At 61.6% G+C, this 23,493-nt stretch carries 16 protein-coding genes; 7 read left to right on the top strand and 9 right to left on the bottom strand.

The window, feature by feature from the left end:
- Window positions 1-57 precede the first annotated feature (57 nt).
- The 7 genes from H0241_RS33650 (at window position 58) to H0241_RS33620 (ending at window position 5,791) form a co-directional block, all read left to right on the top strand.
- A complete protein-coding gene (locus H0241_RS33650) occupies window positions 58-690 on the top strand; it encodes a TetR/AcrR family transcriptional regulator (protein ID WP_181062025.1) in 633 nt (210 codons plus the stop codon).
- Window positions 690-1,610: a helix-turn-helix domain-containing protein gene (locus H0241_RS33645; RefSeq protein WP_181062024.1), complete on the top strand. Its 921-nt coding sequence runs from the start codon at window positions 690-692 to the stop codon at window positions 1,608-1,610. The genes H0241_RS33650 and H0241_RS33645 overlap by 1 nt, the downstream gene beginning before the upstream one ends.
- A gap of 276 nt (window positions 1,611-1,886) precedes the next feature.
- Window positions 1,887-2,906 (top strand): alcohol dehydrogenase catalytic domain-containing protein, encoded by a 1,020-nt coding sequence (locus tag H0241_RS33640; RefSeq protein WP_181062023.1) that lies wholly within the window; start codon window positions 1,887-1,889, stop codon window positions 2,904-2,906.
- Window positions 2,907-2,944: 38 nt separating this feature from the next.
- On the top strand, window positions 2,945-3,361 hold the full coding sequence (locus tag H0241_RS33635) for a nuclear transport factor 2 family protein (RefSeq protein WP_181062022.1): 417 nt from the start codon (window positions 2,945-2,947) through the stop codon (window positions 3,359-3,361).
- A 34-nt stretch (window positions 3,362-3,395) separates the two neighbouring features.
- A complete protein-coding gene (locus H0241_RS33630; RefSeq protein ID WP_181062021.1) occupies window positions 3,396-4,775 on the top strand; it encodes an aldehyde dehydrogenase family protein in 1,380 nt (459 codons plus the stop codon).
- Between the two features lie 148 nt (window positions 4,776-4,923).
- The gene (locus tag H0241_RS33625; RefSeq protein WP_181062020.1) at window positions 4,924-5,355 is read left to right on the top strand and encodes a tautomerase family protein; all 432 of its coding nucleotides are present in this window, start codon (window positions 4,924-4,926) and stop codon (window positions 5,353-5,355) included.
- A gap of 61 nt (window positions 5,356-5,416) precedes the next feature.
- A complete protein-coding gene (locus H0241_RS33620; protein ID WP_181062019.1) occupies window positions 5,417-5,791 on the top strand; it encodes a nuclear transport factor 2 family protein in 375 nt (124 codons plus the stop codon).
- Window positions 5,792-6,013: 222 nt separating this feature from the next.
- On the opposite strand, the gene H0241_RS33615 is transcribed toward H0241_RS33620, so the two are convergent.
- The 9 genes from H0241_RS33615 to H0241_RS33575 form a co-directional block, all read right to left on the bottom strand.
- Window positions 6,014-7,267 carry an adenylate/guanylate cyclase domain-containing protein gene (locus H0241_RS33615; RefSeq protein WP_181062018.1) on the bottom strand — a complete coding sequence of 418 codons (1,254 nt, stop codon included), beginning with the start codon at window positions 7,265-7,267 and terminating at the stop codon, window positions 6,014-6,016.
- Window positions 7,264-7,653, bottom strand: a complete 390-nt coding sequence (locus H0241_RS33610; protein WP_181062017.1) for a response regulator — start codon at window positions 7,651-7,653, stop codon at window positions 7,264-7,266. The genes H0241_RS33615 and H0241_RS33610 overlap by 4 nt, the downstream gene beginning before the upstream one ends.
- The gene (locus H0241_RS33605) at window positions 7,650-13,385 is read right to left on the bottom strand and encodes a GAF domain-containing protein (protein WP_181062016.1); all 5,736 of its coding nucleotides are present in this window, start codon (window positions 13,383-13,385) and stop codon (window positions 7,650-7,652) included. Before H0241_RS33605 ends, H0241_RS33610 begins: the two co-directional genes overlap by 4 nt.
- A gap of 686 nt (window positions 13,386-14,071) precedes the next feature.
- Window positions 14,072-15,496, bottom strand: coding sequence for a tyrosine-type recombinase/integrase (locus tag H0241_RS33600; RefSeq protein WP_181062015.1), 1,425 nt, complete (start codon window positions 15,494-15,496; stop codon window positions 14,072-14,074).
- Between the two features lie 440 nt (window positions 15,497-15,936).
- Window positions 15,937-17,214 (bottom strand): hypothetical protein, encoded by a 1,278-nt coding sequence (locus H0241_RS33595; protein ID WP_181062014.1) that lies wholly within the window; start codon window positions 17,212-17,214, stop codon window positions 15,937-15,939.
- A gap of 416 nt (window positions 17,215-17,630) precedes the next feature.
- Window positions 17,631-18,788, bottom strand: a complete 1,158-nt coding sequence (locus H0241_RS33590) for a YVTN family beta-propeller repeat protein (protein ID WP_181062013.1) — start codon at window positions 18,786-18,788, stop codon at window positions 17,631-17,633.
- Window positions 18,789-19,122: 334 nt separating this feature from the next.
- Complete coding sequence (locus tag H0241_RS33585; RefSeq protein ID WP_181062012.1) at window positions 19,123-20,496, bottom strand: coiled-coil domain-containing protein; 1,374 nt, start codon at window positions 20,494-20,496, stop codon at window positions 19,123-19,125.
- Window positions 20,497-20,732: 236 nt separating this feature from the next.
- Window positions 20,733-22,013: a GNAT family N-acetyltransferase gene (locus H0241_RS33580; RefSeq protein ID WP_181062011.1), complete on the bottom strand. Its 1,281-nt coding sequence runs from the start codon at window positions 22,011-22,013 to the stop codon at window positions 20,733-20,735.
- Window positions 22,013-23,416 carry a lipopolysaccharide biosynthesis protein gene (locus H0241_RS33575; protein WP_181062010.1) on the bottom strand — a complete coding sequence of 468 codons (1,404 nt, stop codon included), beginning with the start codon at window positions 23,414-23,416 and terminating at the stop codon, window positions 22,013-22,015. The genes H0241_RS33580 and H0241_RS33575 overlap by 1 nt, the downstream gene beginning before the upstream one ends.
- Between the last annotated feature and the right edge of the window lie 77 nt (window positions 23,417-23,493).

Here is a 23,493-nt window from a genome sequence, read left to right as displayed (position 1 = left end):
GACTGGCCAAATCAGCTTACGTTTTGTACAATCTCGCATAAAACGAGTGAGCGTCTTATGCGAGACCGCACAAAACCGGCCGGGCGCGGCGGACGACCTCGCAAGTTCGACCAAGCGGAGGCCCTGACCAAGATGCGGCTTCGGCTTTGGACCACTGGCCTATCCGGCGCCTCGCTCGATGGCATCGCGCGTTCGGCCAGCCTAAATCGACCCAGCCTGGCAGCGGCGTTTGGCGACAAGGACGCGATTTACGTGCAAGCCGCGGCGGAGTTCGCCGCGATGATGAATGCGCGGATGAGCGAGGCGATCAGGATCGCCGACCTGGGCCCGGCGCTGACCGCTGCGTTCGATGCGGCCATCGACATTTACACTAGAGACGGCCCGCACGGATGCTTCATGCTCTGTACGGCGCCAGCGGAGGCGCTGATCAACCCGGTCTGCCACACCATTCTCGAACAGGCGCTGGAGTCGATTGACGCTTTTTTCCTGCGACGCCTGGAGCTCGAGCAGGGGTTGATCGCTACGAGCCCAGCCGATCTGCCACTGCTTGCCGCCCAGCTCGGCGCGATGCTGCACAGCCTGGCCCTGCGGGCTCGCGCCGGCTGGTCTCCGGAACGGCTGCGAAGCCTGGCCGCTGGCACAATCCGGTCAGTGATCGGCCAACTTCGCCCGCAGCGCCGGCAAGCGTGATGACGAATCAGCACATCTTCAGCAGAGGAATGCAGCAAGTATTGGGGCTGCCCGACCAGCGGATCCCCGTCATCAAGACCATTCAAAACAATTCGCTTGCCGCGACGCGATGCAGACGGGACCTCCCTTTCGACGCAATCACAAACCCCCTGCCTCGTGAAGATGCCTATATGATCGTCATACAGATAAGTGGAAAAAACTCTCGCGAGCTTTGGTTAGATGGTAAGCCGGTAAAGACCGAAATACTCGGTGCAGGCGGCGTCGTGTTTCATGATTTGCGCCAGAGCGTTCAATTTTGTTTTCACGATCCCCTCGACTCCGTGAACTATTTTTTGCCGCGTAAGACTCTAAATGCAATCGCCGACGACGCAGACGCGTCAAGGGTCTCCGACCTGACATTCACTCCAGGCGTGGGTGTCATGGATCAAGTCGTCGCGGAACTTACACGACCGCTCTTGCCTGCGTTTGACAATCCCGATCGGGTGTCCCAGCTCTTCGCGGATCATATTAGCCTCGCTCTGGGCTTTCATATCGCCCACACGTATGGAGGCATGAGAACCATCGCGCGTCGGCAAGGCGGTCTCGCCGCCTGGCAGGAACGGCGTGCGAAAGAGCTCATGGGCGCAAATCTTGAAGAAGATGTTTCTACGGCGGAACTCGCGAAGGAATGCTCGCTATCGGTCGGCCATTTCGCGCGCGCATTTCGACATTCGACTGGTCTATCGCCACACCAGTGGCTGCTCCGACGCCGGCTAGATGAGGCACACGGACTGTTGCGCGACAGCAGGCTTTCGCTTGCCGAGATTGCACGCGCATGCGGCTTTGCCGATCAAAGCCACTTCACGAACGCCTATACGCGTCGGCGCGGCATCAGCCCGGGCGCTTGGCGGCGACAGAAGGAAATCTTTCCGAAGTCATAAATAAGCGGCTGAGCTGCCGCTCGGCCCGAACTTTGCTCGTTTCGTTTCGAATTGCCAAAAGATGTCTTCTTTGCACAAGAGCGTACGCATCGCGCTCGGTAACTTGGGCAAAGTTCCTCGAGCTATCGTCCTTCTGAAGGTCGGTGCGGGATCCTTGGAGCCGGCTCGCGTGATTGCGGTCGAGGCAACGCTTCGACCGTTGGCAGAAAAGCTGGCGGCACAGGCGTCCTTGGAGTCTGTTTCAAACGTGCGCAACAGCGCAAAGGAAGACCGGTGATGAAAGGCGCTTTGACCTATCGTGCTGTACATGCGGTCAGCCCGGGCAAACTGGAGGTGACGGAAAAGCGCCTGCTTGATCCGCCGGCCGGGCATGTCCGCATCCGCGTCGAGGCTTGCGGCGTATGCCACTCCGACTCCGCGACGGTCGAGGGGCTCTTGCCGATCGAATGGCCGAGGGTTCCCGGCCACGAAGCGGTAGGACGGATCGATATGCTCGGCGGCGGCGTCGAAGGCTGGGCTGTGGGTCAGCGCGTCGGCGTCGGCTTTCTCGGCGGCAGTTGCGGGCACTGCGAGTACTGCCGCGATGGCGCCCTCGTGAACTGCATAAACCAAGGTTACACCGGCGTGCAGCGGGATGGCGGCTACGCGGAGGTGATGATCGCCAGGGCTAGCGGCCTTATGGCCGTCCCGGACGAACTTTCCTCGGTCGACGCGGCGCCGCTGCTGTGCGCCGGCCTGACGACCTTTAGCGCGCTGCGGAATTCCCCGGCGCGGGCGGGAGATGTGGTCGCGGTGTTCGGGTTTGGCGGGCTGGGCCACTTGGCCGTGCAATATGCGCGTCACATGGGATTCGAAGTTGTCGCGATCGACCGCGGCAGCGACAAAGCCGAGGTGTCGAAGAAACTAGGCGCGCACCATTATATCGACGGCTCTGCGGCCGACGTCGCCAAGGCGTTGCAGGCGCTGGGCGGCGCACAAGTCGTGCTGGCCACAGCATCGGGCGGCAAGGCGGTCGCCGCAGCGCTCGGTGGCTTGCGCCGCGGTGGCGTCGTGATTTCGCTGGGCGCGACCGAGGAACCGATCGAATTGTCGGCGTTCGAGCTGCTGTTCAAAGAGCTCGGCGTCGATGGCGCCCTCACAGGCACCCCGAAGGCCGGCGACACGACGCTCCGTTTCAGCGCGATGAGTGAGGTGGCCGCCATGATCGAGACCATGCCGCTCGAGCGGGCCGCGGAAGCCTACGCGAAGATGATGTCGGGGAAGGCGCGCTTTCGGATGGTTCTCACCATGGCCTAGCAGCCATCGACGACCGGCGGCCCCGTCTAGGAGACAACATGAAAGACGTGAAAGCGATCGCCCGCAAATTCTTCGCTACTTACGACGCGCACGATGTCGACGGCATGCTCGCTCTTTGTGCGAATGACGCACAGGGGCGATACGTTCCCTATGGCCGTGACAGCATCGTGCCGATCCGAGGGGGCCTTGACGCCATCTGGCACGCCTTTCCGCAGGCGGTGCCAAACTTCCGCGTCGAAGTGGTCGAGATACTCGCCGAGGGCAGTACCGTCACCGTCCAGGCGGTGATGAGCGGTCCGATACCAGCGGATGTTCCCGGCATCGCAAGGAAGGCGCAGGTCGTGTTCATCCCTCACGCCTATTTCTTGCGCTTCGACGAGCACGGCAACATCTCGCGCCTCGACGCCTACTGGGACAACACGGTTCTGCAAAGCGTCAAGCCGAGCGCCGTGTGAGCATAACTCCGCCGAAGATACGATTGAGGGCCAAATGAATCGATTCCAGGTGATCTTCGACGCGCAGAAGGCCCTCTTCGCAAAAGGGACGACACGCACGTACGCGTGGCGCATCGAGCAGCTCGACCGCATGGCGAGAATGATCAGGGAGAACGAGGGACGCTTCCAAAAGGCGATGGCGAAGGACTTCAAGACCGCGTCGCAGGAATACATTTTCGAGACGCAAGCCTCAGCCGGCGAGACCGAGGTTCAGAAGAGCCAGTTGAAGGACTGGATGAAGCCGGTCGAGGCGCCGGTGCCCCGCTTCCTCGCCGAAACCGGCCACAGAGGCGTGATCTATCGCGAGCCGTACGGCGTCGCGCTGATCATCGGCCCATTCAACGGGCCGCTGCTCCTGCTGATCCGCCCGGCGCTGGCGGCGCTTGCGGCCGGCAATACCTGCATCCTCACGCTGAGCGAAGCACTCCCGGCGACGACCGAGGCGCTGCTCGACCTCGTCCCGAAATATTTCGATCCGAGCGCCGTGACAGCAGTGCCGGGAGGCAAGGAGTCGAACACCGAACTCCTGAGGCTGCAGTTTGACTTCATCTTCTTCACCGGCAGCACCAATGTGGGAAAGGTAGTCGCGCGCGCCGCCGCGGAAACCCTCACGCCCGTGCTGCTCGAGCTCGGCGGGATGAACCCGGCGGTCGTGGACGAGACGGCCAACATTCCCGACGCGGCGAAAAAGATCGTGTGGGGCGCGATGGCCTGGGGCGGCCAATGGTGCACGTCACCCGGTTACGCCTACGTCCACGAGTCCGTGGCCGAGCCTTTCGTCAAGGAGGCCAAGAAGGCTCTGCTGGAACTCTTCGGCGACGACCCAAAATCGAATTCCGACTATTCGCGCATCATCAACGGGAAGGCCGTTTCCCGGCTGGCGTCGCTCATAGATCCGAATAAGGTGGTAGCCGGGGGGAAGTCAGATCCGGAAGCACACTACCTCGACCCCACCCTTGTCTATCCTGTCACCTGGGACGACAAGATCATGCAGGATGAGGTGTTCGGTCCTATCCTACCGGTCCTGACCTATAAGTCTTTCGACGAGGCGATGGCGCGCATGGCGAAGCCCGGCCGCCCGCTGGCGGGGTTCATCTTCAGCAAGGACCAGAAGACGATCGACCGCTTCATCGGCCAGCTTTCGTTCGGCGGAGGCGGAGTGAACCTGGTCAATGTGCACCTGTTCGTGGAGACCATGCCGTTCGGCGGGACCGGGACCGCGGGCATGGGCCACTATTACGGAAAGTACGGTTTCGACGCGCTCTCCCACGCCAAGTCGATGCTGATCTCACCACCCGACGTCGTGATCGAGCACCTCTACTCGCCCTTCACCGACGAAAAGAACCGAGCTCTTCAAGGATGGTTTGAGTATTGACGCGCTGCCTGTCCATCGATGGTCGTTGCCGACAACGATGGTTCCAGCTACCCGCGTCGAATGCCTGCTGGGATTTACCGTTTAGGGTTCATTCGAATAGCGAGGAATGTCCCTCGAACCTTGTCTAAATTTCCATAAGGATTCTTTCATGCCCATGATCGACGTCTATGCCGTCGCCGGCACATTTGCAGATATCCACAAGCTCGCGAAGGATGCCGCTGCAGTCGTGAAGGCAGTGGAGCAGATCCCGGATATTCCGATGTTCCGTAAGAACACGGCCGCCTTCATCCACGAAATGCCCAAGGAATCCATCGCCAATGTAGATGGCGACCATAATTATGTGCGGGTTCAGGTTCTTACGAATGCCGGTGCGCTTGACCGCGACAAGCAAATCGCTGTGGTCGAGCAACTGACCGACCTCGTAGCCAAAGCGGCGAACGATCCAGAACTGAAGACGCGCACTTGGGTGCTTCTCACGGAAGCGGTTCCTGGGGGGTGGGGACTGTGGGGGCAAGCACAGACCAATGAGGAGATCGTTGCCGCGGCTCGCGCTGAGATCGGGCGGTTGAAGGGGCGATAACCGTAGTCCGCTTGCTTGCCGATGTGTCCCAAATGCCCAAATCAATAGACAGGAGAGATTGATGGAAGAGCCAAAACAGATCGCCCTTTGTGCATTGACCGGCGCGTTCATCGATCGAGATGCGAGCGTGGTGGAGCGATACTTCGCCCCGGATTATATTCAGCACAATCCCGCGATTCCGAACGGCCCGTCAGCCATCCCTGGGCTCATTGCCGGCTTGAGTAAGGATTTTTCTTATGAGCCCGGTATGGTCGTGGCGGAAGGCGATCTGGTGATGGTGCACGGCCGCTATGTCGGCTGGGGACCGAAGCCGATGATCGCGGTCGATATTTTCCGCGTTGCGAACGGTAAGGTGGCTGAGCATTGGGACGTGTTGCAGGAAGAGGTGCCTAGGTCGGCAACGGCGAGCGGCAACCCTATGTTCACTCATCCGTAGAAAAGGCCGACGCTTGTAGTGCGGTGCCGGCCAGTTGCCGATGACTACCTGAATGTCCGCTTTTTGAGGTTTGGCACCGTGAAGCTGCCGGTCTGCTGTCGGCCCAAAGCTGCCGGACTGGAATGCGCCCCGTTTCGGCCGTTGAGGGCACCTTTGCCACCTCGTGAAAGCAGACATTGCCGGCGACGAGGCTTACGGTCACGGTCGCGACAGGCGCAAAGATCAGTCTAGGCTGATCCGCGTTCCCTTGGCGCCGTTGAGCAGCCGCTTGAGATGGAAGCTGGCGAGCTGGTCGTCCGGACATTTGCCGATCTGCGCGGCGAAAGCCGTAAGCGCGTTTGCATCGCCGGCCTCCAATCTGCCGAAGGCTTCGAGATAGCTCGCCGTCGAAGGATCATCATACTGCTTTGACGACAAAGGCTCGAACGCGCGCAGCGCCTCGGCCCTGCCGCGCAGCATCAGATCGCCGACCGGCCGTCCACGGAAGCCGTCGACCCTTGCAGCCGCGCTCCCGCTGACGCAGATACGCGTGCCCAGCTGCTTGTTGGCGCTTTCCAGCCGCGCCGCGATATTGATGGTGTCGCCATAGGCCGTGTAGTCGAAGAAGCGGCCACCACCGAAATTTCCGACCAGCGCCGGACCTGCATGGACGCCGATGCGGGTCGTACCGACCGTGACGCCCTTGTCGCGCCAGCTATCGCGGAACGATTGCGACAGCCCGTCGAGCTCGAGCGCGCAGGCAACCGCGCGCGCCGCATGGTCCTGCTGGTCGCCAGGCGCGCCGAACAGCACATGCAGCGCATCGCCGACGATCTTGGCGACGGTGCCTTCATGCGCGAACACGACGTCGGTCATGCCGGCCAAATAGTCGTTGAGGAGCGCGCCTAGCGTGGCAGGGTCGATCGTTTCCACCAGCGTTGTGAAGCTGGTAATGTCGGTGAACAGCGAGGCGACCTCGCGCCACCGTCCGGCTAGCGCCAACCCGTCGGCGTCGCCGGCCAGCCGCTCGGCCAGATTGGGCGAGAAGTAGCGCGACAGCGATGCATGCGCGCGCTCCGCGACCGCTTGCCGCCGATGCGCCTCGTGCAGCACCTCGCGATGCTTCAAGGTCTTGGCGATCGTGGTCTCCAGGTCGGCAAAGTCGATCGGCTTAGTGATGAAGTCGAAGGCGCCGCGGTTCATCGCAGTGCGGATGTTGGCCATGTCACCGTAAGCGGAGACGATGACCGTCGAAAGCTGCTGGCCCTCAGCCTGCTGCAGCTTCTCCAGCAGCGACAGGCCGTCCATACGGGGCATGTTGATGTCGCACAGCACCATGTCGATGTCGCTGTTGCCGTCGATGACGGACAGGGCGTCCACACCATCGTGGGCAAACAGGAAAATGACCGCGCCGTCGCGGATCTGACGCCGGAACTTCTGGACGATCAAGACCTCAAGATCGGGCTCGTCGTCGACCACGAGGATGCGCGCCGTCACCCCACCATTCCCAGCCGGGTTTCGATCTGTTGCCTGAGCGCCGAAAAGTCGATCGGCTTGGTCAGCAGCGCTTCGGCACCGTTCTCCAACGCCTTGCTCTTGGTTTCGGCGTCGCCATAGGCGGTGATCATGATGACCGGGACGTCGGGCCGCAGCACCTTGATCTTCGGCAGCAGCTCGAGCCCGCTCATGCCGGGCATGTTGATGTCGGACAGAACCAGGATCAGTGTCACCCCTTCGGCGTGGTCGATCTGCTCCAACGCATCGACCGCCGATTGCGCGAACTCCATGGTGAAGCGGCTGGCTCGGATGTCGCGGCGGAACTGCTGGCGAAATAACGGCCCGACGTCGGGCTCGTCGTCGACGACCAGGATGAGGAGGCTCATGCTTCACCTGCCGATTTTGCGAGCGAGGCCTCCGCGCGCGGCAGCACAATCCGGAACTCGGTGAACTCGCCTGGCTGGCTGTCGACGTCGATCGTGCCGGCATGCTGTTTGACGACGATGTCGTGGCTGAGCGACAGCCCGAGCCCGGTGCCCTCGCCGGCTGGCTTGGTCGTGAAGAATGGATTGAACATCTTCTCCTTCACCTCCGGCGGAATGCCCGTGCCGTTGTCGCGGATCCTGATTTCGACACGGTCGCCGAGACTCCTGGTGGTGACGGAGAGCGTCGGCTCATAGCCCGCGCCATTCGCCGCGGCGCTCCGCTTGCCCGTTGCATAAAAGCCGTTGGAGATGAGGTTGAGAAGCACCCGCGTGATCTCCTGCGGGTAGAGATCGACATCCCCCGCCTGCGGGTCGAAGTTCCGCGCCAGCGTGATGTTGAATCCTGGCTTTTCGGCGCGCGCCCCGTGATAGGCAAGGTTCAGGCTCTCCTCCACGACGGCATTGATGTCGATCGGACGATGCTCTCCTGAACCCGCGCGCGAATGCAGCAGCATGTTCCTGACGATGGAATCGGCCCGCTTGCCGTGCTGGACCACCTTGTCGAGATTGCTCTTGAGCATGCCTGTCAGCTCGGCGACCTCTTCGCGCACGGATGCCTCCAAAGGCGCCCCGGCCAGCACACTGCTCAAATCATCGATGAGTTCGCCGGAGAGCGCTGAGAAATTGTTGACGAAGTTGAGCGGGTTCTTGATCTCGTGGGCGATACCGGCGGTCAACTGGCCGAGTGAGGCGAGCTTCTCCGTTTGCACGAGGCGGTCCTGCGCGGTCCTCAGATCTTCGAGCGAGCGTGACAATTCGCGGGTACGCGCCTGCACCTCGTCGAACAGCCGAACGTTCTCGATCGCTATGCCGGACTGGTCGGCAAACGTCTCGACGAGCTCGATCTGCCTCGGCGTGAAGTCCCGCACCTGTGACCGCGTCAGCGCGAACACGCCGACCGGCGCGCCTTCGCGCAAGATCGGAACGCATAGAATGGTCCGGTAGCCGCCGAGCTTCTGAAGCTGCGTTGCCCCGTAGTCCGGGTCGGCGAGCACGTCCGAAACGTGGACGGCGCGGGCTTCGAGGGCCACCCGTCCGGTGACGCTGTCGCGACTGGCGGCGAAGGGATTGGCTTTGGCGAAAACCGCGGCTTCAGGCAAATTGCCGTACTCGGCCGACCACCGGTAGAGATCGCCGTCGCGCTTGAAGATGACGCTCGTGTCCGCGTCGCACAGCTTGGCCGCTGATTCCACCAGCGTGTCGAGAACCGGCTGCAGGTCGAACGTAGAGCGGCTGATCGCCTTCAGCACGTCGGCCGTCGCCGTCTGCTGCTGCAGCGACTCGCTCAATTCCGCCGTGCGGGCCTGTACCTCGTCGAACAAGCGGACATTTTCGATGGCGATCACCGCTTGGTCGGCAAAGGTCTGCACGAGCTCACTCTGTCGTTCCGTGAACAGGCCGGCCTCAGTGCGGCCGATGAAGAACACTCCGTCTACCTTCCCATCCCTGAGCAATGGCACGCCGAGCGCTGCGCGGACCGTGCCGTGTTCGTCCAGGGTCGGGAAATCGTATTCAGGATCGGACAGCACATCCGGGTTGTTCTGAACGCGACCCGAAAGTGCGACCCGACCCGAGATGGTCTTGCGATCGAACGCAAGAAGCTGGTTCCTGATGATACTCGCTTCTTGCGGGTTGGCACCGACAGTAGCGCCAGCACGCAGCATGTCGCCCTCCCGCAAGTAAATCACGCATTGGCTGGCATCGCAGAGCTTTGCAGCCGAATCCACCAGCGTGTCGAGAACCGGCTGCAGGTCGAATGTGGAACGGCTGATCGCCTTCAGCACATCCGCAGTCGCCGTTTGCTGCTGCAGTGACTCGCTCAATTCCGCCGTGCGTGCCTGTACCTCTTCAAACAGGCGCACATTCTCGATGGCGATCACGGCCTGGTCGGCGAAGGTATTGACCAGTTCAATTTCCCTCTCGCTGAAGGGCCGCACCTCGGTGCGGATCATGGCAAAGATGCCGAGCAATTCGCCTTCTCGCAGCAGCGGTACAGCCAGCACGGTCCGCATACCGCCGACGGCAGCTATCGCGGAATGCGTATATTCCGGATCCACTGTGACGTCTTTGATTTGGATAACGCGCCGCTCCTCGGCGGCACGTCCGACTGCCGATCCTCGCCCGGGTTCGGTCTGGTTGGCCTCGCCATACTCCCTGAACCCCGTAGGAAAGCCAGTGATGGCGGCATACTCGAACCTGCCGTCGATGATTCGTTCGAGGCAGCCCTTGTCCGCGCGACACAGCAGGACTGCCGATTCCGTCAGCGTATCGAGCACGGTCTGCAGGTCGAACGCCGACCGGCTGATCGCCTTCAGCACATCCGCGGTCGCGGTCTGCTGCTGCAGTGACTCGCTCAGTTCCGCCGTGCGTGCCTGTACCTCATCAAACAGGCGCACATTCTCGATGGCGATCACCGCCTGATCGGCAAAGGTCTGGACAAGTTCGATCTGGCTATCGGTGAAGGGCCCGGGTTTGGGTCGCGTCATTGCGAAGACGCCAATTACCGATCCTTCGCGCATGAGCGGTACACAGAGCACAGCCGAATACCCTCCGAGTCGCGGAGCTTCGGGAAGGCCATGTTCGGTGTCCTTGGTAACATCCGGAATATGGACGACTGCCTTGTCGAGTGCTGTTCGGCCGACCCAGGATTGTCGGCTGATCGGACTCGGATTCGCCTCTTCATACGCGCGATACTCCGGGGTTTGGTCGTAGCCTGCCGCAAGCCGGAAGACGTCGCCGTCCCGCATAAAGATGCCAGACGTTTTCGCACCGCAGAGCCTCACAGCAGAATCGATAAGTGTCTGCAGGACGCTCTGCAGGTCGAATGCGGAGCGGCTTATGACCTTGAGCACATCCGCGGTCGCGGTCTGCTGCTGTAATGCTTCGCCAAGCTCGGCGGTGCGCGCCTGCACCTCTTCGAAGAGCCGCACATTGCCGATTGCGATGACGGCCTGGTTGGCGAAAGTTTTGAGAAGGCCAATTTGGCTGTCGCTAAAGGGCCGCGCCTCGATGCGCCGGATCATAAGCGCTCCGATTGCTTTTCCTTCCTGCAACAGCGGAGTGGCGAGAATCGCGCGAAAACCAAGACGTTGAGCCATCATTCGGCCAGTTGCAAACTCCTCTCCAGCGATGGTCAAGTCGTGAACGTGGACCGGCACCCGGTCCAATACGGCGCGGCCGGTAACGATGTCGCGCGCGACCGGCAAGCCAGTGCCGTCGATCGGAATCGGTCCGTGATGCGCTCCCACAGCCAGCCTGTCGGAGCGCAGCAGATAGATCGTTGCGTCATAGGCGTCGCAGAGCCGAGCGGCACTTTCAGCGACGGCGTCCAGCACAGGATGAATGTCCGTAGGAGACCCGGCGATCACTTGCAATATTGCGCCGGTCGCTGTCTGCTTCTCTAGCGCGTCGGTCAGGTCACGGCCACGCGACTCGACCTCTTCGAACAGCCGGACGTTCTCGATGGCTATGACCGCCTGGTCGGCGAAGGTCTTGAGCAGTTCGACCTGCCGATCGGGAAAATTGCCGGCTTCAAGCCGGTCGACCGTGATCACGCCGATCGGAACGCCATCCTTGAGCATCGGCACCGCGACGGTGCTTCGCGAATGCAAGAAATCGGCAAGCGCGCCCATCTTATGATCCGGATCGGCCTGATAATCCGGATCGGCCTGTATGTCGGGGATTTGCACAACGGCGCCGCTGCTCACCGCCCGCGCTGCGGCGCTGCCACGTCCTGGTGCCATTGGGAAGCTCCAATTGATCGTCTCGATTGCTTCGGGCGGCACCCCGTAATGGGCCATGAAGTGCAGGAGCGTTCCATCGAACCGGTCGACAAAGCAGAATTGCGCCCCGCAGAGCTTGGCAGCGCTCTGGGCGATCGTATCGAAGACTGGCTGCGCATCAGTCGGGGATCTGGAGATCGCGCGCAATATCTCGCCGGTGGCCATCTGCTGTTCCAGCGACTCGGCTAGGTCGCGGTTGCGGGTTTCGACCTCTTCGAACAGCCGGACGTTCTCGATAGCGATGACCGCCTGATCCGAAAATGTCTGCACCAGTTCGATTTCGCGCGTACTGAACGGCGAGACCGACGAGCGTGCGAGGACGAACACGCCGGTCACGGCGCCGTCACGCATCAGCGGAACGCCCAGCAGGGTGCGGAAGCCGCCGAGCCGCTGGCCTTCGATGTTGGTGTATTCCGGATCGTCTAGAACGTCGGCAATCTGCTCCACGGACCCGTTCTGGGCAACGCGGGCGGCGATGCTGCCCCGGCCCGGCGTGACCGGGAGGTTGTTCATGTGGTCCTGGAATTCTTGGCTCCATCCGATCTGTACCGTCGGCTGCAACACGTCGCCCTGGCGCAGATAGATGTAGCCCATCCCGGAATGACAGAGGTCGGACGCGGACTTCACAAGCGTATGCAGCACGGAATCGAGATCGAACGCCGAACTGCTGATCGTCTTCAACACTTCGGCCGTCGCGGTCTGCTGTTCCAGCGCTTCCGTCACCTCACGGTTGCGCGCCTGCACCTCGTCGAACAGGCGCACATTCTCGATGGCGATCACTGCCTGGTCGGCGAAGCTCTCGACCAATTCGACTTGACGCGGCGAAAATAGCCCGATCGCCCGCCGCGCCATGCCGAATACGCCGATGGTCTCCTGACCCCGCTTCAGCGGAACAGAAAGTACTCCGCGGAAACTGCCCATGATTGCCGCTTCCGGCCTTTCGTATTCCGGGTCTTCAAGCGCGTCCGCCACGTGGATCGTCAATCCCTCCAGCGCGGCGCGGCCCTGGAACGTCCCTCGTCCCACGACATGTGGGTTGGCTCGTTCGTATGCATGCAGCTCAGCAGCCTGCCCGCCGCCTGCCATGAACCGCAATGTATCGCCAACGCGCAACGTGATTGCGCCCATGTCCGCCCCGGCCAGGCGTATTGCCGAGTCGACCAGCGTCTGCAGTACCGGTTGGAGATCGAAGGCCGACCGGCTGATTGCCTTGAGCACATCGGCGGTCGCGGTCTGCTGCTCCAACGCCTCGCCGAGGTCGCGTGTACGCGCCTGCACCTCGTCGAACAGGCGGACATTCTCGATGGCGATCACCGCTTGGTCGGCGAAGATCTTCAGCAGCTTGATCTGCTTCTCGCTGAAAGGCTTGACCTCGATGCGCCTGATGACGAGCGCGCCGATCGCCTCGGTGTCACGCATGAGAGGTGTTGCGAGCATCGTGCGGTGGCCAAGCCTTTCGGCAAGTGTTTGGCTGACAGGAAACTCCGCACCTGCTACCGCTATGTCGTTGACATGCACAGTCTTGCAGTCGGCGAAGGCGCGACCGCAGACCCAATCGCGTGCGACCGGCATCGGTTCGAAGTCGAAGGCGATGGGGCCGTAGTGCGCTTTGGGGAAAAGTGTCCCGTCTCGTGCTAGGAAAATGCCGGCGTCGTAGGTGTCGCAAAAGCGCGCAGCACTCTCCGCCACGACCTGCAGGACGGGTTGGATGTCGGTCGGCGATGCGGCGATCACCCTAAGGATCGCACTCGTCGCATTCTGCTGCTCAAGGAGATTGGCGATCTCCGCGGTGCGTACCTGATTTTCTTCGCGCGCCGCCGTCAACTCGGATCGGAGCGAGCTGATCGTCATCTCTGAGTCGGAGTCTGGCCCTCCCACAGAGGTGCTCCTCTTTTTCTCTGCTCAGTGTCGGCTTTGGCCAGCCCAGCGTCAAGTTTGGTGACCTGCACCGTCCGTTTGTGACGCAGCGCGGCCGCTTTGGTGATGCACCTGAGCGTCGGCTTTCGGAGCTATTGCAGATAGGGATTACGTCCGAGATGGGGTCGTAGGCGGAGTGCCCGCTTCTTCGCACCTTGACCTAAAACCAGTCCGTCAGCTTCCGGCCCATTTCAGTCATCCCGATCGCAGGCGAGTTGAGCCTGGCGTTTTGGCGATCGGCTTTGCGCTGCATTGTGGGACAGGGAAGGGCGCGTGTCTTGTCTCGAACGACGTCCTCGCCGGACAACTGCAACATTTCCTATCATCCGTTGCCCGGAGGTTGGGCGGACCAAAATGAAACTCACGAATTTCCGATTTCATGTGGAAATTAGATCCAAGCGTGACCGGTCGTGATCCACAATGACCGTGGGGTGTCGAGCGGGATCGCTGTGAATCACAACCAAGATGGATAATATAGTCATATTTATCAGATGCTTATTGGATCAAGATGGGAGGATGGAGCCGCAGCCGCTTAGCGTTTGCAAAGGATCGATCCTGCATCATCCACGAATTTCGCGCGACAGAGGATGTCCGGCGCCGGCCAGCGCTGCTGTGTCGGCTTATTGGACATCGGAGGACTCCTGCTCACCGTCTGCGCGCCTGGTCCCGGGAGGCACTGCCCGGTTCTGGCCGCTACGGTGGCGGAACGGCCTGTAATTTCCGAGCTTGGTGCGTGAGGAGTATTTGCCGTCGACAAGACCAAGCGGCCTCTGATCTGCCGCCTGGGTTAGCGCTTCAGCGGGCTCGGGGGCGATGGTGGGGGGCGCGACGATTGGCTCGGGAATGAGCGTTGGGGCTGGGACTGCTGGCGCACCACCGATCAGGGTCAGACGCCTCTGCGCCACGGCCTCGGCGGCCGCCCTTATTGGGTCATCCTCGGTGTGGACGTAGCGCATGAACATGGTGACGGTCTTATGCGCGGTGAGCGCCATGCCGACCTTCACCGGCACGCCGGAATTGGCGATGTCGGTTGCCGAGCGGTGTCGGATGCCGTGCGTGCCGATGTGCGGCAGGCCGGCCCGCTCAAGAATGCGCTTCCAGCCGTGATAGTAGGTGTGCTTCGACATCGGGAGGTTTGGATCGAAGATTGACGGGCAGACGAAGGGCGAGGCCTCGAACCGCGGGGCCGTCTCGAACAGCCGGACCGCCTCCGCACTCATCGGCTTGGACATGCCGCCGGTCTTGCTGTCGGGCCATTCGATGCGACGGTTGTCGAGATCAACCCAAGTCCATTCGAGTTGCCGGATCTCCGACATCCGCGCGGCAAATTCGAACTGGAGCCGGATAGCGAGGAGGATGAAGGGATGTTCCAGTCCCTCCATCTCGGCTGTGTCGAGGTAGGCGTAGAGCCGCTTCAACTCCGTATCGGTGATCAGCCGGGTCTCTCCCCGTTCCGGAAACTTCGGAATGTGGCGGCACGGGTTGGATCCGTCGGGCCGCATTCCCCAAACCTCGGCCATGTTGAACATCTTACTCACCGCAGCCAGAACACGGTTCGCGTTTGTCGGGGTCCTCGACATCTTCTTCATGAGGTTCGCGATGTCGGCCCGCGTGACGTCGGGCACCTTCATCTGGCCGAGATGCGGCACGATATACAGCTTCCCGTAGCCCCGGTTGGATTTGACGGTCGACGGCTTGTTTCGGCTTTCCGAATAGTCGTCGATAAACCGGTCGAAGAGTTCCTTGACGGTTGATGCCTTTCGAGTGGTGCTGCGTTCGGCGCTTGGGTCGTTGCCTTTGCGGACGTCGGCGAGCCAGTCTTGGGCGATCGTCCTAGCCTGCTCCACGGTGATTTCGCCGAAGCGCCCGATGGCGGGCTTTCGCCGCTGGCCGTTGGCGGCGACGTAGGCCACCATGAATACCTTGCGCCCCGTCGGGGTGACCTTTAGCAGGAACCCAGGTATGACTGTGTCGCGAAGTTCGTAGGGTTCCCGATCGGCCGTCGCTGCATCGACGACCGTCTTGGTGAGCTTGATTTTGGGCATTCCTAACCTCCGTTGAGGTCGATTTCAGGTGCAGAATAGGTGCAGCCAGAAATCAAACCGTGGCGTGTATCCGGTTAGGTATGGATGATTGGACGAGCCGAAAAAGCTAGTGTCTACAATCGGTTACCGTACAATTGGATACCGCCGGATAGAGTTAGGATAAGGCATATCCGGCCTCTCAAAATCGAGTTCCGCAAGGAGTGCTGGTTCGATTCCGGCTAGGGGCACCATTTTTCCGATCTCACGCCAGTTCGCTTCGCTGACGGGCTCCGTTGGGGCGGCCTGATCGGCCGACGGGAGTTCGCCCTTGCGTGAACCGAACCCGCAAGACGATTTCGTTTGTCTCTCCCAACCCCGGTCTCGCCGGCGAGCAGGGGTTCAGCAGCCAAAGGCTGAACACCCAGCTCACAGCTCCGGCAGGATCGGAAAGAGATGCCCTTCTATCGGAAGGTGATTGTTAGCATCAGTCGCACCAAACGCTTGATCTCCACGAACACAAACAATTCGTCTTCCGGCATCAGTGGGCGAGCGTGCATCGCGGCTAGCCTTGATGGATAAATCCGTTGGAGAGATTCCCTGACAAGTTCGGGGCGTTTGAAATGGTGGGCAAAAATAGCCTTCCAGTTATCCTGCTTGCAGATGATGCGTTCATAGTCAGTGAAATCGGCATATGAGATCAACGGCCAGGAGAGCCCGGTCGCATCTTTGGCTTTCTTGCTCGTCCATTCTTCGTAGAGCCCGTTCGGCAATCGGTGGCGAGGCCAGTCGTTTCCGAACGCTGCTGTCATTGCCACGTCGATGAACTGGCGGATTTGCGTCTCGAAACGCTGGAGCCAATCATGCACCGCGTTGTTTCGAGCGAACGATTGCTCCTCTTCGTCATTCGCGGAACGCGGTACTGGCTCGCCGTAAGCAGCCACCAATACCGGTACGTCCTCCTGTAAGCCGGAAGATTCCAGCCCTTCTTCAAAGGCAGAATCGGGGAACTCCGTCAGAAGCGGGTTGAACCCTCGATCGACATAGAAACCGGCCCGCACACCTAGATCGCTGCCTAAACCACTTGGCCAGGTGATCGGGTCACGCCAATCGCCAAAGTCCGCTCGCAGCACTTTCGCAAGATTTGCAGCGAAGGGAGGTTCACTTGCAATGAGATGTCCAATGCCATGCAGTTTGGCGATGCCGGTTACGGACGCCAATGTGTCGTGGACGTTGAGCCACGGCTGATTCATCGCGCTGAGCGATCGTGTGAGTTCCGCACCTCCAAGTCCGTATTGACGCTCGATCGGATTCACTACGCCTCGTAAAAGACGCGACACCTCTTCGATTTCGGGGATACGAAATTGATCCATGAAACCCATGGCCGATCGCTGAGCCAGCCCGTAGATGTCCAGGCTTGGTAGGCCCATCGCAGCGGCAGTTACCCCGCCGGTCGCGAGCGGCGAAAATATACCTCCTCCGGCCACCTGATCCAAAATAGACCGGTGGGCGAAGCCTTTGCTCGCCATCTCGACTGCAAGGCTACGTGCCGAACCCAAGCCGGAGGCGAGTTCCGAAAGTCCTCGCGACCCTGCTAAAAAGTCGATGGTCGGACCCGTAAGGTTCAGCCCAAGGGGATCAACGTTCAACTTGCCTGTCTGCATGACGGAGTTGAGAGGGGATTCAAAAGCCTGCAATGCCTTTCTCATCTCGTCTTCGTGAGAGAAAAGCAGCTTGCTCAAATCGCTCGTTCCGAACGCGTCCTTTGGCATGAGAGTTCTTACCGCCTGTGTGATTCCGCTGCAGTATAGTTCTCCCTTGACTAAGCGGGAAGCGTACTCCTCTCGTTCTCAAATCATCGGGACGTGGGCTGGACACGAACCCGCTGAGCGAACAGAGGTATTCGAGTCAGGCCTCACTCGATTCTCTCTTACACAGGCCTTACACAAAACGTTGAGTCCTAAAAAATATCTTTTATATCAATTTGTTAGTCAGCCCATACTTCACTCAAAATCGAGTTCCGCAAGGAGTGCTGGTTCGATCCCGGCTATAGGGGGCACCACCCTTCGCTCTTCGAGCTTCGGGTGGCGGGCCATTCGAAGCTCGTTAGACGAAGGAGGACCGTTGACGGCTCGTTTCAGAGCCGCCGAGCGCGACGCTACCGCATATTCCCCGTATGGCCCTGCGAATAGCGCCCTGGCTGCGGCCAGACCGTCAAGCCGTGCGGCTCTGCTCCAACCCGGAATTTGGTGACGACGCCGGATGTCGTGTCGATCATGTAGGCGGCACTGTCGAAGCGGCCGGACAGCCATAGTTGTTTGCCGTCGGCGCTGACATTGCCCATGTCGGGGCTGCCGCCGCCGGGGATCGGCCATTGCGCGACGACCGCGCGAGAGGCGAAGTCGATCACCGTCACGCTGCCCGGACCTTTTGCCTTGCCCTGCTCCATCTTGTGCGAGCCGCGATTCGAGACATAGAGCCGCTTGCCGTCGCGGCTGACGACGAAGCCATGGGCGCCGATGCCGGTCGGGATAAAGCCGATCTCCTTGAAACTGTCGCCATCGACCAGGAAGACACCGTCATTCATCATGTCGGCGACGTAGAAGACCTTGCCGTCGGGCGAGAGCCGGATGTCCTGCGGCATGCCCATTTTCGAGAAGTCGAGATGGCCAAGCACCTTCTGGTTCTTCAGGTCGATCTTGGTCACTCCGCCATTGCCGTATTCGCAGGTGAAGATCGCATAGGCGCCGTCGGCCGAGAAATCGGCGTGGTTGATGCCGGGGCAGTTGGGCGTCGGCAGGCTCGACTTCAGCGCCATGGTTTGAGGGTCGCGGAAATCGAGCCGCTCCAGGGCTTCGTCGACGACGATGGCCGCGCTGCCATCCGGCATGAAATACAAATTGTAGGGATCGTCCACGGCAATCTGCTGGCCGGGCCTGCCGGTCATCGGGTCGACCGGCGTCAGGCTGCCGTTCTTGCCGGTGCCATTGTTGGCGACCCACAGCGTCTTCAGGTCCCACGACGGCACCACGTGCTGCGGTTTGCTGCCGACGGAGAACCTGTCGACTTCCTTGAGCGTCATGGTGTCGATCACCGTGACGCTGTTGGAGGAGCGGTTCGGCACATAGACGCGCGGCAATGCACCCAGCGTGGCCGGGCCAAGATGGCCGGCGCCGGTGTGGCTGTAGATGTTGATGGGAGGCGTGGGCTCGCTGCAATCCTCGGGGCAGCTATCGGCCGAGGCCCGGACAGGCAGCAGCGCAAGCAGCAGGAAGGCCGCACAGGGACCGGCGTGACGCAAAAAGGTTCTGATCATCTGGATGGCTTGTCGTGAAGGCCGGCTGAAATTGCCGTCGGGGACCCATAGCTTGGGTTTTGCAGTTGATCCAGCGCCTTTTCGTCAGGCTCCCACACGGTTACGCGGCCGCCCGCATGGAATTGCGCATTCGACGCGCGCGCCCCATTCGTCGATGGTCAGCCGCAGCGTCGGGTCCTCGAGATATTCGATGCCGGCAAGGCGGTCTTCGGCGATCGCTGGCCACTGTGCGCCAGCACCTATCTCGGTGTCGAATGCCTGGGGCTTCCCGAATGGCTGGTCGAGATCGACGCGCTGGTCGCGCTGCCGGCGTGAGACCGGGCGGGCAATGCGGTCAAGACGCCTTGCGCGTTACTGCGGGATCGCCGTCATTGGCCGCGCTAAGCTCGCCGGTTCCCAACAGGTCCAGTCCGTCGAATGCCCGTTCGAGATCGGCGCTCTCATCCGCTGACAGTCCGCCGGGCCGGTCCTGGCGCGTCAGCGTTTCCAGCCGGTGGCGAAGCTCGCGGTTCTCATCGCGGCAACGGGCGTGCGCGAGCTCGTCGGTCATGCCGCGTAAGTGAAGATCGGCGAGTTGGACCTTCAGCGCGGCACACTCCTTGCGCGCCGCGTCGCGCTCCTCGCGTAACTTCGCGCTCTCTGCTTTCAGGCGCCTATGCTCGGCTGCTTCCCCGCCACGTTCCCCGAAATGGTTCGGTGGTGCGCGGAACACGGCTTGATCGACAGACAGAGCGGTGGCGCGACGCTGGAGCGCGCGCAACTCTGCCTCGAACTCCGCGGCCCGCTCCTGCGCGGCGGTGGCGCTATCGTAGAGGGCGCTGCGCTCACGTTCGGCCGTGGACAGCCGCGCGTGCAGGTCCTGCTGCGCCGCCTGCTGCCGTGACAGTTTGCCGGTCAGTTGCTCGTTCAGGAGCTGATAGTCGGCGGCCTTGGAATGAAGCCGCATGGCGGCCTGTTCCAGGCTGGCGAGCCGCGACGCGACTTCCTCGCGCGCCTGCTCGGCGGCTTGCCTGGCCATGATCTCGTCGTGAAGCTGCTCCGATATCTGCGCCAGGGTCCGTTCCAGACGCTCGACCTCGGCATTCGCCTTGAGGAACCGCGCTTCGCGCTGACTGGTTTGCCTGTCGGCCTCCGCCATGGCCTGCCGGGTCCTGCTCAGTCCAACCTGCAGGTCGCCAATGGTTGCGCTCGCGCTCGATAGCTCGCGTGATTTTCGCTCCAGCTCTTTCGACGCCTGATCGTGCAAATGTTCGAGCCTGGCCACCTCCTCCTGCAATTCCCACTTTTCGGTATCGAGAGCATCGGCATGGCGCTTTTGCGCATCGAGCCTGGAAAAATGGTCCTGCACGTGGGACCATGCACGACGCGACGATTCCAGCCCTTCCGCAACGCTTTTCAAATGGGCCGCCAGGTCGTCGCCGGTACGCTCAATCGACTGATGGTTGGGCGACTGATGGTTGGGCAAGGAGGAGGACACGCGCCTGGTCTGAGTCGAGACTGTCTGGACCGAGCCAGGGGAAGCAGCCGGCATATCCTGCTGGGGCAATCTGGTCGCCGGCTTGTCTTCGGGGAGAGGCGAAGGCTGATGCGTGCTGGCTCGAATGCTTCGGATCAGTTCTTCGAACGGGTCAGCGTCGCTTTTTCGGACAACGGCGCCGTCCTCTGCACTGATGTGCCGGGCGCTGTTGGCCTCATGATTGAGCGACATCTTCCTCTCATCGCTACCGAATCACTGAAGTATTGCGGATCAGCAACAAGATTGCGAGCAAGTTTTTGGTGGTATTCACTGAAAATTTATGCAAGAAATATCGATTTTTACGCACAAGGGGCTGATATTTTCGCTCATTTTTTGGCTATACGAAGTAAAGTTCCGGTTGCCTCCATCTATTGTCCAAGTCCTGCAGCGGAAGTATGCAGTTCTCCCGGCATTGCGCCTTGGCTGGCTCAGCGCCGCCCCAGCAAACTCTTCATGCGGTTGCGCAAGAGGCGGGCCATGTTGCGGGTCTCGCGGTAGAGGTGCAACTGCGAGGCGGCCTGGCGGGCGAGGCGGTCGGCATCCGGCGTCAGCCCGATCACCAGCGAGCCCATCGGTTTGCGCTCGCTCCACAGCCGGCTCATTACCGGATGGTCGGGCACGGCGCAGGAATCGGTCATCATGACGTTCGGGTCATCGAGATGCTGGTTGGTCACCTCGATCATCAACAGCGTGCCCGGCGAATAGGTCGCCAGCGTCTCGTCATAGGCGGTCTTCCAGGTATAGGCGACGCCGGCCTCGACGAAGACAACCAGGCAGGCGATGGTGCGGCCGTCCAGCGTCAGCGAATGGATGCGGCACATATCGTGTTCGGCCAGCCGGTGCACGGCCTCGCGGGCGAAGGCGGCGCGGTAGCGGTCGATGGCCATGGCCGTGCGCTCGCGGCCCTTCCAGCCGGCGGCTTCCAGCGTCAGAAAATTTTCGATGGCGTGGCGGATCTCGTCGGGACCGCGCGCCATGACATGTTCCAGCCGGCCGAGATCGCCCAGGCGCCGCTTCAGGCGGCGGAATTCGCGATAGTGGTGCGCGCGCAGCGATGCCTTCAGATAGGCCTCGCCGTCGAGCGCACTTTCGAGCACCGGCCGGTCCGCCTTGCCGGTGGTAACCATTGTCAGGCCGCGCGTCTCGGCAACGGTGGCAAGCACGCTGGCCACCGGGCCGTCGAGCCTCATGTCGGGCAGCACGAAGACCTTCGGCAACTTCAGATGCGGCCGCGACAGCATACCGAAAAAATCCTCGATGACGCCGATGGGATCGTCGCGGTCGACCAGCGGCGTGCCGATCGGGCCGAACGGGCTCGACCAGGCACGCATCACCGGAACGCCGAGCGGCACGGCCGGCCGCTCGACCGAGAACGGCACCAGCAGGCGCAGCCGGTTGCGATACTCGTCGCCGTCGCGGATCACCGCCAGCTTGACCTCGCGATCCTCCAGCCGGGGCATGGCCGGCGCCAGGAAGCGCGGGTTGAAGAAGACGTTGGGCTCGATCGTGCGGACGCAGAGATAGTCGAGTTCCTCGACCAGGTCGAAACCGGCCGAGGCCGGATAGATCGCCAGCTTGCGCAACGGCCGGTTGTTGGCGAGGACCTCGAGATGCGCCGGATCGGTGTCGCGCGCCAGACCGGCAAGGCCCGACACCATGGCGCCGGCCGGACCGCCGCTGGTTTCCTCGATCAGTGGGATGGCGGCCATCAGGCGGCTCCCTTGGCTGCGGGAACGAAGATCAGCATGACGATACCAAGCTTGCGCCACACGGTGAAGGACAGAGCGCTCGCCTCGAAGACCATGGCAAGGCTGGTGGCGATCGCAGCGCCCCACAGGCCGAAGAGCGGGATCAGCACGATGTTGAGGCCGATGTTGAAGGCCAGCGTCATGGCATAGACGGCGGCGCAGATGTTCTGGTTGCCGCTCATCGTCAAAAGGCTTTCGCAAGGGCCGACGGCGGCGCGCGCCACGACGCCGAACACCAGCAGGAACAGCAGCGGATAGCCGGCGGTGAATTCGGGGCCGAACAGCACCAGCATCGGCTCGCCCAGCGCCAGCACCAGCAGCGCCATCAGCAGCGACGGCCAGAACGTCCACGACACGGTCTCGCGGGCAAAGGCGGCGAGCTTTTCCGGTTCGCCATGGGTGAACTGCGCATAGCGCTGGGCAACACCGGCCTTGACCGAGAAATAGACGAAATGCACCAGCGCCAGCGTCTTGACAGTGGCGAAATAGACGGCGACGTCGTTGGGCTGGAGATAGGCGCCGACCATCAGCACATCGGCATTGGTGAGCAGGAAGAAGAAGCTTTCGACCAGGAAGATCGGCAGCGAAACGATGAACCACTCGCCGAAATGCACCTTCATCGGCCCGGCCGGGATATTCTTGCCCATACGCGAGGTGACCCCGATGAGCTGGGCGAGCGTGGTGGCGTAGGTGGCGGCGATCGAGGCGAAGATCGCGGTCCGGGCGTCGGGCGCGTAACCCATCGCCAGCATCAGCGCCATCAGCGCCAGGATCAGCACCGGCCGCACCAGATAGGTCGGCGACAGCGCAAACAGCGCCCAGGAATTGGCCCGCGACTGGCCTTGCAGCAGGTCGCCCATGGCAATCATCGGCAGACAGAACAGGCCAAGGATGAAGGGGATGACATAGTAGCTCTCGATCCAGTCCGCGCACAGCCAGACGCCCAGCGCGCCAAGTCCGGCGATCGCGGTTGAGGCAATCAGCACGAACAGGCGGCTGGCGACGACGATGCCGCGGAGTTCGGCCAGCATGTTGCGTTCGCGGTATTCGGGGATGAAGCGGATGACCGAGGTGTGGAAGCCGAGGCAGGCGAGGTTGCCGACGATGACCATCGTCACCCAGACGAGGACGAAAATGCCGTATTCGAACGAGCCCATCCAGCGCGCCATCAGCACCTGGCTGATGAAAGCGATGGCCGCGCTGACGATGCGGATGGCAAAGGCGATCAGCGACATGCGCCCGGCCTCGCCGCGCTCGTCGGCGGTGAACAGCACCGCATCGATGCGGTCAAGCAGGGGCCCCATGCGCAGCGCCAAGCGCTGCGGCAAGAACCGCTCGGCCGTCGTCGCCGCGGAAAAGCGCACCCCGATGTCTCTCCGTTTTCCGCCTCTTTTCAAGGCTTCGGGTGTACCCGAAACACCTTAAGAAAGGGTGGGTGGGG

The sequence above is a fragment of the Mesorhizobium neociceri genome, assembly GCF_013520985.1.
Lineage (GTDB): Bacteria > Pseudomonadota > Alphaproteobacteria > Rhizobiales > Rhizobiaceae > Mesorhizobium > Mesorhizobium neociceri.
Note: the sequence above shows the minus strand (reverse complement) of the source record. Positions and strands in the feature narration are given on the sequence as shown.